Origin of the sequence: Aliivibrio sp. S10_S31 (assembly GCF_014694495.1) — a bacterium.
Taxonomy (GTDB): Bacteria; Pseudomonadota; Gammaproteobacteria; order Enterobacterales; family Vibrionaceae; genus Aliivibrio; species Aliivibrio fischeri.
Map to the genome: position 1 here is coordinate 123554 of NZ_JAAUWR010000011.1, position 14043 is coordinate 137596.

Here is a 14043-nt window from a genome sequence, read left to right on the forward strand (position 1 = left end):
CTAAGCAGCTCTCATTATGTTATTCATAAGCAGTACTTATAATAAAAGCCCTAAACAAGTAATTTAGGGCTTTTATATTAAACAACATATATTTTAATGAATATGAATTTAGTGGTTCTTCTTATCGCCACACTCCCCATTCACCTGTCGTTCCTGGCTCTTCACCTTTTGTCCACCACTGTGCCACCCATGCTTTTCCGTTATGCTCCACGGTCTCGCCTGCATTGTACGTTGCAGTTTTATCCCATGGATTTGAAGGTTCTATTGGCGGCTCAACAGGCGGGGTAATATCGGCTTTAATTAAAGAAAGTTGATAACTCACATTCGCTGCAGGTGCAAAGACTTTATTTGCATAAATATTATTTGAATCATACATATAATGATTCATTTCTTGATGCCAAATACCAATGAACCACTCTTTGTTTTTGAGTTGATTAAACTGCCCTGCCAATTCGGCTGACCATGTTGCTGTATTATTTGCAGTAATAGCTAAGCTAATATCCGTAGTTTCAGCTCCTGTAGAATCAAACGTTCTGAAGCGAACCGTATCTCCTGATTCAACGGGCCCAAATCCTTGATTAATGTAATAGCCTAAGTCTGAATATTGTGGGGGTTCGACAGGATCGGTTGGTTTTGGTGGTGTTGTACCTGAGCCGTTAAAAGAAATGTCGCTGCAGTTATAAAATCCTTCACCAGCTGCATCTTCACGCTGCCAACGCGTATAGAGAACAGCGGAATCATTTCTATCTGCCGGAAGTGTTATTTTAATTCGGTATTTTTTATCTTCGCCAACAGGAATATTACCTGCTGTATCAATAAGAACCAGATCTCCCCAAGTAAGCGGAACCGTTGGATCATAATTTTCATTAGAAAGATAAAACTGCCAATAAGAAGGGTTATGTGGGGCTGTCGCATTAAAGATCAGCTCTATCTGGTTATTTGCATCCAGTGCTATCGCTGTTTTCTGCCAGTGTGATGAGCCTAAGTTTAATCCAGACTTAGCAGCATCACCTGCAGAGCATAAGTGACCATCACGTACAATCGCTTGAACGTGTGCCATATCTTGATAATTAGGTACATTAGCGGCAACTTCATTTCGCTGAACAAAAGGAAAAGCACCTGATTCATCATAAGCAGCTTGACACGCTTGATTGGGAATAGTGTTATCCCAGAAGCCACCATCTAAATAACAGGTATTTTGTCTTGCACTTGGGTACTCTACCCAACCGTGTGCTTGTGCTCCCATTGAAGATAATGCGCCAACAAAAGCAATAGTGAGCGAAGTTAATTTATTAGTCATTTTCTTTCCTTGTTTATGAACGGAAAAGTACCAGTAGCACAGTACTTACCCCAACAAAGCTAGCAAAAAAAGAAAATTTCACTCAATATATCGGTTCATTATTAAATGCGATTTATCATTTTGTTATCTGCTTTCCAGTCGCTCATGAACAAAATGAAAAAAGCAATTTGGCTTTCGACTCACTTCATGAAATTTACAATGTAAACTCACGTAAACCATCATAATAAAGAGCGGTATACCAAAATGATAACCGCTCATAAAATCAAACTAGACCCAGTTATCTGCGGTGATCTTATTTTCAAATAGTCGAGAGAATAAAATACCACGGATATAACTATTAAAAAGTTCGAAATTAAAGTCTTTTGCGTCAATATGAATAAGCTCAGATTCAATGACTTCTTGTACATCATTTTGGCTCATCATACTCATAATAAACGCTGGGATAGAGAAACACTGACTTACTGTTTTTCCACATTGAAAAGTTAAATTATCAAAATTAATCTCAATAACTTGATGAGCATCAAGCGGAACAGGAGACACATTCAATAATGCAGAACTCATCAAATTAACAATATAATCAGCTCGAGATTCTTTAATCTCTGAGGATTCACGAGCTTTCTCAATAAAGTCTTTATTTTCAGATACAAGCAATGATAATAGCCCTTGAGCCTCTGCAGAGTCTTTGCTGTATTTTAAGATATAGTCGTAAATGACTTGATCTATCATCACTTCTTGCTCATCTTCGCCATAAGCAATTGGCGCTGTTTTATTAAACGTTTCTTTTGGAAATTGAATGTATGCACTCATGGGGTACTTCTCCGGTTCATTTAATGCAATTGGATTGACTATATCCCCAGAAATAAAAAAATGAATACAGTCATTTTCTTAAAGTGAACACTCGGTCTCATTTTTTAAAGAGAAAAACCGCATAAAAACTACGGCTTTATCATTTTAATAAATTTTATTTAAATCAAAATGATAAGCATAAAAAAGGCGACTTATTCGTCGCCTTATATTAACTTTTTTATCAATTAAATTCGCTTACATCAATATCAAGTAATTTACCGATACCTTCACCATAAGCTGGGTCAGCTTTATAACAATGTCTTAAATGACGAAGTTGAATTTCTCTTGGTACGCCATTTAAGTTACGAGCAGTATTATCAAACAATATAGCTTGTTGCTCTGCGGTCATTAAGCGGAATAGATCACCCGGTTGTGAGAAGTAATCATCATCTTCACGGTGATCCCAATGCGCAGCTGCACCATCAAGATTCAATGCTGGTTCTGCAAAATCAGGTTGCTCAGCCCATTGACCTTCATTATTTGGCTCATAACCTAGTGTGCTACCAAAGTTACCATCAACACGCATTGCACCATCACGGTGATAGCTATGAACAGGACAACGAGGTGCGTTCACTGGAATGTGTTGGTGGTTTACACCTAAACGGTAGCGTTGTGCATCACCGTACGCAAATAAGCGACCTTGCAGCATCTTATCTGGAGAGAAGCTAATACCAGGAACGACGTTTGCTGGGTTAAATGCCGATTGCTCTACTTCGGCAAAAAAGTTTTGCGGATTACGGTTTAACTCAAACTCACCCACTTCAATCAAAGGATAATCTTTATGTGGCCATACTTTTGTTAAATCAAACGGATTGTAAGACACTTTTGCCGCATCGGCTTCAGGCATGATCTGCACTTTTAGTGTCCATTTAGGGAAATCTTGGTTATCAATGCTTTCAAGTAAATCACGTTGATGACTTTCACGATCTTGGCCAATCACTTGTGCAGCTTCAGCATCTGACAAGTTTTTAATACCTTGTTGTGATTTAAAGTGGAACTTAACCCAAAAACGCTCATTATCGCTATTAATAAAGCTAAATGTATGGCTACCAAAACCATGCATATGACGGTATGTTGCAGGAATACCACGGTCACTCATTACAATAGTCACTTGGTGAAGTGCTTCAGGTAATGATGTCCAAAAATCCCAGTTATTTTTCGCGCTTCGCATATTTGTGCGAGGATCACGTTTCACTGCGTGGTTTAAATCAGGGAATTTTAGTGGATCGCGTAGGAAGAATACTGGCGTATTGTTACCAACTAAGTCCCAGTTACCTTCTTCTGTGTAGAATTTTAACGCAAAACCACGAATATCACGCTCAGCATCAGCAGCACCACGCTCACCCGCTACCGTTGTAAAACGCGCGAATAACTCGGTTTGTTTACCAATTTCAGAAAACAATTTTGCTTTCGTATATTTCGTAATATCGTGAGTAACCGTAAATGTACCATAAGCACCAGAGCCTTTCGCATGCATACGACGCTCAGGAATAACTTCACGATCAAAATGCGCCAGTTTTTCTAAAAACCACACATCTTGCAATAATTGAGGGCCACGTTTACCCGCAGTTTGAACATTTTGGTTATGTGCAACAGGACAGCCTGCAGCTGTTGTTAACTTCTTACTCATGATTGATTCCTTGTTTATATAAAGTGCACGATAAAACTGTTTATAAAAATAGAATTAAATACAGAAATGACAATTTTCAGTATCTAATCCAAATGTACCGTCACGACTTGATAAATGATTTAATCCAGCAGAAACACCCATTTGATAGCCCTCCATTAATATGGGAGATTTCATTGAAAGGCGTTTGACAGAAAAATCTTCAGGTGGAGCAATAACACGAACCGTTGTTCCCTCAGGAGGATTACGAATGAACTCTAATGATAAATTGTAGTTATCAGCACGAACAAGCATGGCTTTTGCAATTTGTGGGTAACGTGACAATAATTTCGTAATTAACCAAGATGACTTAGGAGCCTTCATTTCATAGCTTAATGGATGAGATAAAATAACCGTAATATCTCTTGCGCCACGACGATAAGCTTCTCTCACTGGAATTGAATCAGCTACACCACCATCGGTATAACACCCTCCAGAAAAACAAGGTGTTGATTTATAAGCAATGGGTAAGGCTGTCGTCGCTTCAATAACATCATTTAGATTATTTTCTTTGACTTGATAATAATCAGCATTACCACTATCAATATTCGTTACCGCTGCATACATAGGTATTGAAGAAAATAGTTGTTCTAAATCTAAAGGATGTCTTGCATTTGATTCATCGATTAACCATTTAACATCGACTAAATCCCCACCTTTTGCAAATCTAGGAATATTAAAAAAACGTTTATGAGTAGCCAATTTAGTAATGACATGAAAACTGCGTTGTGGTGCATTAGAAAGATACCCTAATAAATTAGATGCTCCAGCAGAAACACCAATTGCAAAATCATAAGGCATAAATTCATTTTTCATGAAAATATCCAATACGCCACTAGCAAAAATGCCGCGCATTGCACCACCTTCAACAACTAATGCACTTTTTGTCATCTCTAAATCCCCAAATAAACTACGGGGATAGAATAAATCTAGAAATAGATTAAAGATAATAGCTTGTACTTATAGTTGCAATTTACAAAACCTATCAAATTAAACCTGAAAGCTTATAAAAGACACATTTACATTAATAATCAAATAGATAAAACAAATTAAACAAAAACAAACAACCATACAATAAGTAATAAAAACCTCATTAAAAACACAAACTATTACATATTGGTAATAATGAATTACAATTTACCTGATTGTTTACCGCCGCAGAAAGGAGAAAAATGCCTCCCATCGTTTGAGCGCTCAGATAACGAAAACAACTAACTAAATTTTGATAAAGGTTCAAAGCTTGAACAATGCATTACAAAAAATACTGAACGTATTTACAGGAAAAAAAATGACAATTACAAAACTACACCCAGCAATCGACAATGGCTTTGCTGCGACAGATGAAAACTTCCAAGGCGGTACATTACACTGTCAATGTAAAGAGAATAAAGTAGCGGTTAAACTAACAGCTCAAACAGCTCACAACCATGCTTGTGGCTGTTCTAAATGTTGGAAACCAGAAGGTGCGATCTTCTCTCAAGTTGCTGTAATTTCACGTGGCAATGTTGAAGTTATCGCAAATGCTGAAAAATTAGTTGTTATTGATGAAACAGCAACAATTAAACGTCATGCATGTAAAGAGTGTGGTACTCACATGTACGGTCGTATTGATAACGAAGGTCATCCGTTCTTCGGTTTAGACTTTGTTCACACAGAGCTATCAGCTGATAAAGGTTGGTCTGCACCACAATTTGCTGCATTTGTATCATCTATTATTGAAACAGGTACAGATCCTAAAGATATGGATGCGATCCGTGCTCGTTTTGTTGAATTAGGTCTACCAACTTACGATTGCCTATCACCTGCATTAATGGATGCAATTGCAGCTCACATTGCAGCGCAAAATAAATAAAATTATACCTATCTTATATAAATAAAAACCCCGGCTTAACCACTGATGAGCTGGGGTTTTCTTACGATTAATTTAAATAACGTCAATTTATTAATTAAAAAAGCTACGATATTTCTGATCACATGCCTGCTTAACTTTCAATGATGCTATTTTATTTTTAGAACTTTGAAGGTTATCAAGTAAGCATTGATTATAATTGGCGTCTTTTTCTTCTAGCATAAAGTTATCAATATAAAGTTTCTTACAGGCATTGGTTAGCATCAGTGAAACACTAGGCTCTTCAGTCCCTGTGACATATTGAAAAATGCAATCCTGATATGCCTCTTTATCTTCTTTAGCTTGAACACTATTTGCAATAAATAGCCAAAGTAACATTATCTTGAACTTATTCATGGTAATAAACTGACTCATTAAGTAAAACGACACTTATATTTAAATATTAACTACACATAGAAGACTAACTGAAAAGGGCTACAAATAAAAATTTATAACCCCCCTTGATATAAAGCCATTTAAATACAGCTAAAAACTATTTAATTAAACAAATACAAATATTCACCATAACCTTCTTTTTCTAAATCAGCTTTTGCAACAAAACGCATCGCAGCAGAGTTCATACAGTAACGTAAACCTGTAGGCTTAGGACCATCATTAAAAACATGCCCTAAATGTGAATCTGCAAATTTGCTTCGGATTTCAGTTCGTTTAGTAAATAACTGAAAATCATCCTCTTCAACAATGTACGCCTTATTAATCGGTTTAGTAAAACTTGGCCAACCAGTCCCTGATTTATACTTATCAGTGGATGAAAATAAAGGCTCACCACTTACAATATCAACATAAATGCCATCCGCTTTATTATCCCAATACGCATTATCAAATGGACGTTCTGTTCCCTCTTCTTGCGTTACGTAATATTGCAGTTCCGTCAGAGACTTCTTGATCTGCTTTTCAGAAGGCTTACTGTAAGGCTTCACATTGACTGTCATTTCATACTCCGTAATGTACTGACGTAATGTTTTCGGGTTTTCCTCTCTATCTTCACCAAATACAGAATCTAAATATTTATCACGACCAGAACCATGGCGATAATATTTATAACGAATTGGATTACGCTTGTAATAATCTTGATGATACGCTTCTGCTGGCCAAAATGTCTTATACTCAATTAACTCAGTAGCTAACGGTTTTGGAAAAATCCCTGCTGCATCAATATCTTTCATAAAATTCTGAGCGATCACTTTCTGATCTTCATTATGATAAAAAATAGCAGGACGATACTGAGGACCGCGATCAACAAACGATCCTTTATTATCTGTTGGGTCTATGTGCCTGAAAAGATGATCAAGGATCTGTTCATAAGAAACCACTTTTGGATCAAACGTCACTTCAATCACTTCAATGTGACCTGACTTTCCTGATGACACTTGCTTATAGGTTGGATTTTCAAGATCTCCCCCTGAATAGCCTGAAACGACATCCACCACTCCATCTAATTTTTCTAAATCAGATTCAGTGCACCAAAAACACCCCCCAGCAAGAGTGGCTATCTCATAGTCCCCTTTCATTGGCTGAGTCATGTCTTCAGCGGTAGAAAAGAAACTTGTTATAACAGCAAAAAATGAAGCAAACAGTAGAGCTACTGTTGTGATTTTTAATCGTGATTTCATAGCAACCTCTTTATGGTTTCTTATTAATATAGTTATCAGAGTTATATGAATCTAGAAAGTTGCAAAATGTTATCAACTATTAATTATGTGTTATAACTTTTAATTATTAAGATATAACGCATGGCTATGCTAGATAAGTCGGACGATTTATTGATTCAGTGCATCTTTTTCTGCACTTTCTTTAGTTAGAGTGATCTTATTATTCCCTATCAATGAAAGAAGAGAAGTCATGACTCAAGTAAATCAAGAACGTTTAGTAAACCACTTCCTAGATATTATTCAGATCGACAGTGAATCAAAAAATGAAAAAGCAATTGCAGAAGCATTAGCAGAGCAATTGGGAGAGCTAGGCTTTACGGTATCAAAACTACCAGTACCTGAGCATGTATCAAATGGCTTTAATATTTACGCAAAATTAGAAGGCTCATTAGAGGGCAGCATTGTATTTAGCTCTCACATGGACACAGTAACTCCGGGTAATGGTATTGAACCAATTATTGAAGATGGTGTGATCCGCTCTAAAGGCAACACTATCCTTGGTGGTGATGATAAATCAGGTATCGCTGCAGTAATGGAAGCGGTACGTGTGATTAAAGAAAACAATCAAGCACATAAAACACTAGAGCTGGCTTTTACTGTGTACGAAGAAGGTGGTTTACACGGTTCTAAGAACTTCGATATGAGCTACATTCAATCGAATCACGCTATCGTGTTAGACTCCGGTGGCCCTATTGGTACCATCATTACCTCAGCACCAGGTCAGCAAAACCTTAAAGTAACCATTACAGGTCGTCCAGCACATGCAGGTTTAGCACCAGAAGAAGGCATCAATGCTCTAACGGTTGCTGCTGATGCAATTACTAACATGACCCTATCTCGCATTGATGAAGAGACAACAGCAAACATCGGTGTTGTTCGTGGTGGTCAGGCAACAAACATTGTAATGCCAGAGCTATACATTGAAGGTGAAGCTCGCTCTCTTGATGATGAAAAGTTAGCGAAGCAAGTTGAGCATATGGAATCAACATTTAAAGCTGCTGCAGACAAGCACGGTGCTGAAATTGAAATTATCTCAACTCGTGCATATAACGCTTACAAAATTGCAGATGAAAACCCACATGTTGCAAGCATTAAAGAAGCGTTTGAAAGCATTAATATCGAACCATTTACTAAACCGACCGGTGGTGGCTCAGATGCAAACGTATTTAATGAAAAAGGCTTAACAACCGTTAACCTTTCGACTGGCATGTCAAAAGTACATACAACAGAAGAGTTCATTAAAGTATCAGATATGGTTGATATTACTCGTTTCGTTGCAGCGTATCTAACTCGTTAATCTTAACGTTTATCGTAAATATAATAAAACAGCCACTCGATAATAGTGGCTGTTTTTTTGGATAAAAATTCAACTTTATGCTGTTTTTTTAATCCAGTTATCAGAATTAAAACCACAATTAATATATGGTTAACTCAAGCAGTCGTTATCATTGATTTTTCAATAAGGTGGGGCAGCATGAACATATCAAATAATACTATTATCTACGTCATTGCGTTTATTCTTATCTCTATTATCGGTTTTCGGTTCTACACGATTAAACATCAATTAATCCAAATCAATGAGCAAGCACCAACTCGCTCAGAGACCATACATCTTTACGATTTTTTATTACTTAGACTACCTTAAATAAGACATTAATTAATTGTAACCTTAGAAATCGTGTACCAGTTATTTTCTTGGGGCATGTCTATCGCAAGCTTAATTTGTGCATCCCCAAGATCATTTACTAAAGCGATTTGTAAATCATATATGCCTGTTAACGCAGGAGTATTAATATCATCTTGAATATTAATTACAGGTGCCGTGTCCGTTCTTGTTTCTGCTGGCAACCAATCAAGAACATTTTTTGAGGTCTCTTGTTTTGCCTCAACATTTCCTGAAGCATCAACAAAACGATAAGCAAGTCGATATGGATAGTAAGATGGCGCTACACCACTGTTTTTCCATTCAGAAGTAATAGACATCGAACTTGATGCTAAAACCTCTTTAGAGTGCGTTAGAGAGATTAATTCAAAACGATAGCCGAGCTTTTTAAGTACCTCTTGAACCGCTGGTTGAAATTCATCAGGAATCGGTTTTGATTTTGCGTTTATCAATGAGGCGTGATGATCAAGCGCATAATTAAACACTTCAGTGACATCGTTAATTGTGTATGAATGATGTGTTTTCCATACCGTCATATCATCACAAGTTTCAAACTGAACTGGAGCTTGTTTCCAGATGCTTTTAATATCCGGCGAACCATGTTGCTCAGCGTTTGCTAATGCTTCAGGATAACCTTCATCCATATGACTCCAGCTATTAGAAAAATAACCGTACTTATCACCCAAACAATCGGCACGCCACCCAGCTGGTTTTGTACTACTTGTTGCTTGAGCTAAAAAGGTTTCATTTTTATTTGAAGAACCAATTAACATGACTCTAGGTACTTGGGTAAAAGCGGACTCGAACATATCAGCGTATTCAGAAAAACGAGAAAAATTAGAAAATAGTCCTTTCTCACCACTAGCGTATAACCCTAACGTACCGTCACCAGGATAAGCATCTTCTAAATTCCATTCCCCCCAAGAACCAACCATACCGATATCTATGCTTGTAATTAAATCAGGGTCATCAAATACTTCTCCTAACTTAGTTATTAGCTTATTGGCCGCATTTAAAAACTCAGGACTAGTATAATCTGGAACAAACACACCAGTCGGAGAATCTGTTCCAGAAATAGTGCTCATTAACCATGTTGGTAATTCGCTTTTTGCTGCTCCGTAGCCCATATTTTCCATTGCTACAATACGTAGAGCTAATTTTTTATTGGCTTTCTGCGCCTTAGTTACCACTTCTTCTATTTCAGAGAAATCGAATGAATCAGCATCCGTAGGCTGCAAAACCGACCAATCCCATCGATAATAAACAGTGCTTGTTTCAGGATATGAAGGAACAGGCTTCCATTGGTTATCTTTAATTGAAATAGAATGAAAATCAGTAAACCCCATATCCGGATTCACTAAAACTTGGCAGCTGATTTTAGGAAAGGTTGTTTTCATTCCACCATTTTCAGTCACCCTACTCCCCATGCTCGTATCACAATAACTTGAAGTATCTGATGAATCTTCAGAATCAGAGCCACAAGCAGTTAAAAACAAAGAGAAAAAGAGCGGTGAATATTTGAAAACAGACATGAAAAAACCAAACTAATTAAGACGCGGGCAGTGTACGGAATAAATAAAGAGTTCTGTTAGAGGAATGTCAGGGAAATTAAATTTCTTATATATGAAATAGATAGCTATAAAAAATAACAAAAAATTGAATAAGAGCAGAAGCATGATCATGATAAGTCATGCAGATCTTATCCTCTTCACAGAAACATGATCAAAGTGTAACGAGGTAGGGATCAAAGAAAACAGAAGAATTACGGAAAGATGATCAAGAGAGTTTGATAAAAAAAGCAGTGATCACCAATAAAAATTGGTAATCACTTAATTTACATTACTTTTCAGCCGCGATAACTGAGATCTCAACCAATAAAGCGTCACGAGCCATACTTGCTTCAACACATGCACGTGCTGGTGCATGGCCTTCAGGAACCCATGCATCCCATACCGCATTCATTTCAGCAAAATCTTTCATATCTTTAATGTAGATCGTAGCTGACAGCATATGCTCACGAGAACTTCCAGCTTGCTCTAACAGAAGATCCACCTTATCTAGCATAGTTTGTGTCTGTTCTGTGATGTCTTTTGTTGCATCAGCACATACTTGACCACACAAATAAATCGTTCCATTGTGTTTTACGATGCGGCTCATGCGTTGTTTTGTTTCTTGGCGTTCAATCATAGGAAGTCATCTCAATAATAGAAAATAAATAGGCGTATAGAGTAATAAAAATTGTTCATAATTACGAGTATCAAACGCTCTAACACCTTATTTTTCAATGGAAGAATGATCATGGAGTCATAGGATACGGAGAATGTAAAAATGATTTATTGCAGATAAAAAAACGGCGAGCTCTGAGGCTCGCCAATACAATTATTTAAACAATAAAAGTAAGATGTGTAACAATATGAGCCAATCTTTCGATTGGTAAAGGACAAAGGTTGTCTATTCGTTAGTAATAATAGCCTCCACCCTTTTCTTTATGTCATCATATTGTCAATAAACAGCCATAGCTATGTCAATATATTGACTACCCTGCCATTTCATCTAATGCATGAAGAACATCTTGATCATAGTTCTGAGAATAAACCAATTTACAGATCTTTCTACGTACAGCTAAACCAGAGATCAAGTTTTCAATGGACAGATGCTTGCCATGATCTTGACTATTGTAAAATTCAATCGTTTTACTCAATGTTTCGTAAGGTAAGATCTCACCTGCAACTTTCAAATAATCTAGTTTATCTAACAGCTCTTTACACTCATCAGAAATAGATGATGAACTATGCCCTGTCATAGCAGATAAAGCAGTAATACTACGCTCTAACGCTTGTTCTGACGTGTATTTAGTTAATGTGATAGTTAATTCATCAGCATTAATTTCAGCTGAATGTTTACGTAACTTAACCCTACGTCCTAAACGACCACTCTTACTTGGATCATTGCGTTTAATAGGCTCAAATTCACCATCAATGATCGTGGAAAGCTGATCAAGGTCTTGCTTTGGCATGATCTCGTTACGTAAAGGGTTTGGCATTGTTGGTGCCATATTACGTTTTCCAGCATTCGTTGTTCTTGCTCGAGAGTATCGAATCACCTCTTCAGGATCACAACGAATATCAATTTGATAATCAGGCAGCTTTTCTGAACTATCTAACATCGAAATCGTTAAGTGATAACCCCATAAATTAACAATAAACAGCTCTTCGGTAACTTTATCTTTCGCTAATTTCTTTAGTTCTCGAATAAGATCTAATGAAAAACGCCTCCAATCGACGTTACGAGCGAGTTTTTGGTTAATTTCACTTAGGAGTAGGTTATCAGTCATTCGACGTGCTAAACGGCTTCTGAAGAAGCTATAGAGCTGAAATACCAATGTATGTTGCTTTAAAATTTCAGGTGGAAATAAAAAGAAGTAATCTTTGGTTAATAATTCATCATAAAACGATGGCTCCCAAACTAAAATATACAAATTTGGTTTGATCTTGATCTCACCATCTTTGCCTTCTTTCGGTGCTTCATCAGATGCTGTGATCGTTCTAGCTAAAAAGCGAAAACGATCACTCTTAAAGCCTTTTGGCATATTTTCACTTAACCAACGGCCTGTTAATTCATGTAATTGAAAGTCTGTAAATTCAATACGATCAATACTTTCACGAATAGAATCTCGTGCAGGCCCAGAGTCTTTTTTACCACGAAGTGTAAGAATATCAGTAATATAAATGGGGGTTTTATTTCCCATTGTTTTTGTCTGAATATGATAATCGTCTTGATGATGATCATGGTATTGAACAGTTAAAGTAAACAAAGCAAAAAGCGTCATAAGATCATCAACTGTCATGATGTTTTTGGAAGATCTTGTTTCAATAATTGCTTTTGTTCCTGAAATAGCAACCATGGCTTTTTGATAATTTTTTCTTGTTCGTGGTGGAGCTAAAGCTTGATCTATGATCCCAGCCCAGTTAGTTGGAGATACTACAAATTGATCTGCTTCATCACGCATACTAGGAGGTACACTTAAACCGTGTTCTGTTAGGAATTGTCGGTTTACTTGTGTTTGAGCTAGTGCTTTTGAGCGTTTTTGTTTTTCTTGTTCGTGACTTTGTTCTGATTTAAGACTGGTTATTCCAAGTGCAGAAATGAGCTGAGAAGGATTAATAAATTTATGAAGCATGGTTTTTCCAGCTAGGCCATGTTCAAAACGAACTGGAAATTGTTCAAATAATCCTATATTTACCGCAGTTCGCAGACGTTGCTGTATCGCTGCACGAGTCAAATGACCATCAGTTGTTTCAATTATTTCAGTTGTAGAAACTAAACCATCTGGAGATGAAAATCCTTTTAAAGAAATAAGATTCATTAATTCCAAAATGCTTTTGGTGACACCTTTAAAGTGTTGATACTGTGAAATCCAGTCAACTAAGTTTGTTGGGATTTCAAATAAGTGTCCACCTTTGTGATCTCTTGGAAGAGGAATGTAGATCTTTTCTTTATCTGTAGGTTTTATATGATTCATTTTCAACTGACATTAATTGTATTTTAATCATTCTTTCGTATAGGTTAATGGAAATGGATCTTTAAAGAAAGAAAAAAATTATTATTCTTTTAAACTGATCTTTATGATTAATTCTGATCTATATGATTATATTGATCTATGATCTGGTTGGTTTTTTGCCTTTAAGTTATTGAAAGTAAACAATTTAAAAAATAAACTTATGAAAGCATGATCAAGAATATCTAGAAAGCATGATCATTATGGTTCTGGATCAATGATCATTAAATCTCAAAAGCATGATCATCGTCCATTTGAATCGATGATCATGAGTTTCATTGAAGAATGATCATGGTCTAAACACAAGTTATCCACAGAATTTCTATTTTATCCCTTTTTGAGAGGTGTATTTTATTGATGGATGACATTTAAGAACCAAAGATTAGTCTAAAATACGTTTTTAATTCATTTATAGCTATAAAATTAAGATGATCTTATGTCTAATGTGT

12 protein-coding genes are annotated in these 14043 nt (G+C 36.5%); 3 read left to right on the forward strand and 9 right to left on the reverse strand.

The features are described from left to right. Positions 1–121: 121 nt before the first annotated feature. The 4 genes from HC728_RS11465 to HC728_RS11480 form a co-directional block, all read right to left on the reverse strand. Positions 122–1300, reverse strand: a complete 1179-nt coding sequence (locus HC728_RS11465) for a lytic polysaccharide monooxygenase (RefSeq protein WP_065622948.1) — start codon at positions 1298–1300, stop codon at positions 122–124. A 267-nt stretch (positions 1301–1567) separates the two neighbouring features. After that, complete coding sequence (locus tag HC728_RS11470) at positions 1568–2107, reverse strand: hypothetical protein (protein ID WP_005421688.1); 540 nt, start codon at positions 2105–2107, stop codon at positions 1568–1570. Positions 2108–2327: 220 nt separating this feature from the next. Beyond that, complete coding sequence (locus HC728_RS11475) at positions 2328–3776, reverse strand: catalase (protein WP_190395515.1); 1449 nt, start codon at positions 3774–3776, stop codon at positions 2328–2330. A 54-nt stretch (positions 3777–3830) separates the two neighbouring features. Beyond that, positions 3831–4703, reverse strand: coding sequence for a patatin family protein (locus HC728_RS11480; protein WP_005421683.1), 873 nt, complete (start codon positions 4701–4703; stop codon positions 3831–3833). A 397-nt stretch (positions 4704–5100) separates the two neighbouring features. On the opposite strand from HC728_RS11480, the gene gfa reads away from it, so the two are divergent. Further along, the gene (gene gfa, locus HC728_RS11485; protein ID WP_190395516.1) at positions 5101–5664 is read left to right on the forward strand and encodes an S-(hydroxymethyl)glutathione synthase; all 564 of its coding nucleotides are present in this window, start codon (positions 5101–5103) and stop codon (positions 5662–5664) included. Positions 5665–5754: 90 nt separating this feature from the next. Here the strand turns inward: gfa and HC728_RS11490 are convergent, their stop codons facing one another. Together HC728_RS11490 and msrB are read right to left on the reverse strand one after the other, a co-directional pair. Further along, a complete protein-coding gene (locus HC728_RS11490) occupies positions 5755–6057 on the reverse strand; it encodes a VF_A0006 family four-cysteine protein (RefSeq protein WP_017019972.1) in 303 nt (100 codons plus the stop codon). Between the two features lie 140 nt (positions 6058–6197). Continuing rightward, a complete protein-coding gene (msrB, locus tag HC728_RS11495; RefSeq protein WP_190395517.1) occupies positions 6198–7334 on the reverse strand; it encodes a peptide-methionine (R)-S-oxide reductase MsrB in 1137 nt (378 codons plus the stop codon). Between the two features lie 229 nt (positions 7335–7563). Between msrB and HC728_RS11500 the strand changes: the two genes are divergently transcribed. Together HC728_RS11500 and HC728_RS11505 are read left to right on the forward strand one after the other, a co-directional pair. Then, positions 7564–8670 (forward strand): M20/M25/M40 family metallo-hydrolase, encoded by a 1107-nt coding sequence (locus tag HC728_RS11500; RefSeq protein WP_190395518.1) that lies wholly within the window; start codon positions 7564–7566, stop codon positions 8668–8670. A 177-nt stretch (positions 8671–8847) separates the two neighbouring features. Then, positions 8848–9018, forward strand: coding sequence for a hypothetical protein (locus HC728_RS11505; RefSeq protein WP_190395519.1), 171 nt, complete (start codon positions 8848–8850; stop codon positions 9016–9018). Positions 9019–9026: 8 nt separating this feature from the next. Here HC728_RS11505 and HC728_RS11510 read toward each other — a convergent pair whose 3' ends face one another. The 3 genes from HC728_RS11510 to HC728_RS11520 all read right to left on the reverse strand — a co-directional run bounded on the left by HC728_RS11510 (position 9027) and on the right by HC728_RS11520 (position 13558). Then, a complete protein-coding gene (locus HC728_RS11510) occupies positions 9027–10568 on the reverse strand; it encodes a DUF4832 domain-containing protein (protein ID WP_065598199.1) in 1542 nt (513 codons plus the stop codon). A gap of 307 nt (positions 10569–10875) precedes the next feature. Continuing rightward, positions 10876–11223 carry a RidA family protein gene (locus HC728_RS11515; protein WP_005421667.1) on the reverse strand — a complete coding sequence of 116 codons (348 nt, stop codon included), beginning with the start codon at positions 11221–11223 and terminating at the stop codon, positions 10876–10878. Positions 11224–11572: 349 nt separating this feature from the next. Further along, positions 11573–13558, reverse strand: a complete 1986-nt coding sequence (locus tag HC728_RS11520) for a replication initiator protein RctB domain-containing protein (RefSeq protein WP_005421664.1) — start codon at positions 13556–13558, stop codon at positions 11573–11575. Positions 13559–14043: the final 485 nt, after the last annotated feature.

Excerpts from the sequence above, each read along its gene's own strand:
- HC728_RS11465 (WP_065622948.1), bottom strand. The coding sequence starts at position 1,300 with ATGACTAATAAATTAACTTCGCTCACTATTGCTTTTGTTGGCGCATTA.
- HC728_RS11470 (WP_005421688.1), bottom strand. The coding sequence starts at position 2,107 with ATGAGTGCATACATTCAATTTCCAAAAGAAACGTTTAATAAAACAGCG.
- HC728_RS11475 (WP_190395515.1), bottom strand. The coding sequence starts at position 3,776 with ATGAGTAAGAAGTTAACAACAGCTGCAGGCTGTCCTGTTGCACATAAC.
- HC728_RS11480 (WP_005421683.1), bottom strand. The coding sequence starts at position 4,703 with ATGACAAAAAGTGCATTAGTTGTTGAAGGTGGTGCAATGCGCGGCATT.
- gfa (WP_190395516.1), top strand. The coding sequence starts at position 5,101 with ATGACAATTACAAAACTACACCCAGCAATCGACAATGGCTTTGCTGCG.
- HC728_RS11490 (WP_017019972.1), bottom strand. The coding sequence starts at position 6,057 with ATGAATAAGTTCAAGATAATGTTACTTTGGCTATTTATTGCAAATAGT.
- msrB (WP_190395517.1), bottom strand. The coding sequence starts at position 7,334 with ATGAAATCACGATTAAAAATCACAACAGTAGCTCTACTGTTTGCTTCA.
- HC728_RS11500 (WP_190395518.1), top strand. The coding sequence starts at position 7,564 with ATGACTCAAGTAAATCAAGAACGTTTAGTAAACCACTTCCTAGATATT.
- HC728_RS11505 (WP_190395519.1), top strand. The coding sequence starts at position 8,848 with ATGAACATATCAAATAATACTATTATCTACGTCATTGCGTTTATTCTT.
- HC728_RS11510 (WP_065598199.1), bottom strand. The coding sequence starts at position 10,568 with ATGTCTGTTTTCAAATATTCACCGCTCTTTTTCTCTTTGTTTTTAACT.
- HC728_RS11515 (WP_005421667.1), bottom strand. The coding sequence starts at position 11,223 with ATGATTGAACGCCAAGAAACAAAACAACGCATGAGCCGCATCGTAAAA.
- HC728_RS11520 (WP_005421664.1), bottom strand. The coding sequence starts at position 13,558 with ATGAATCATATAAAACCTACAGATAAAGAAAAGATCTACATTCCTCTT.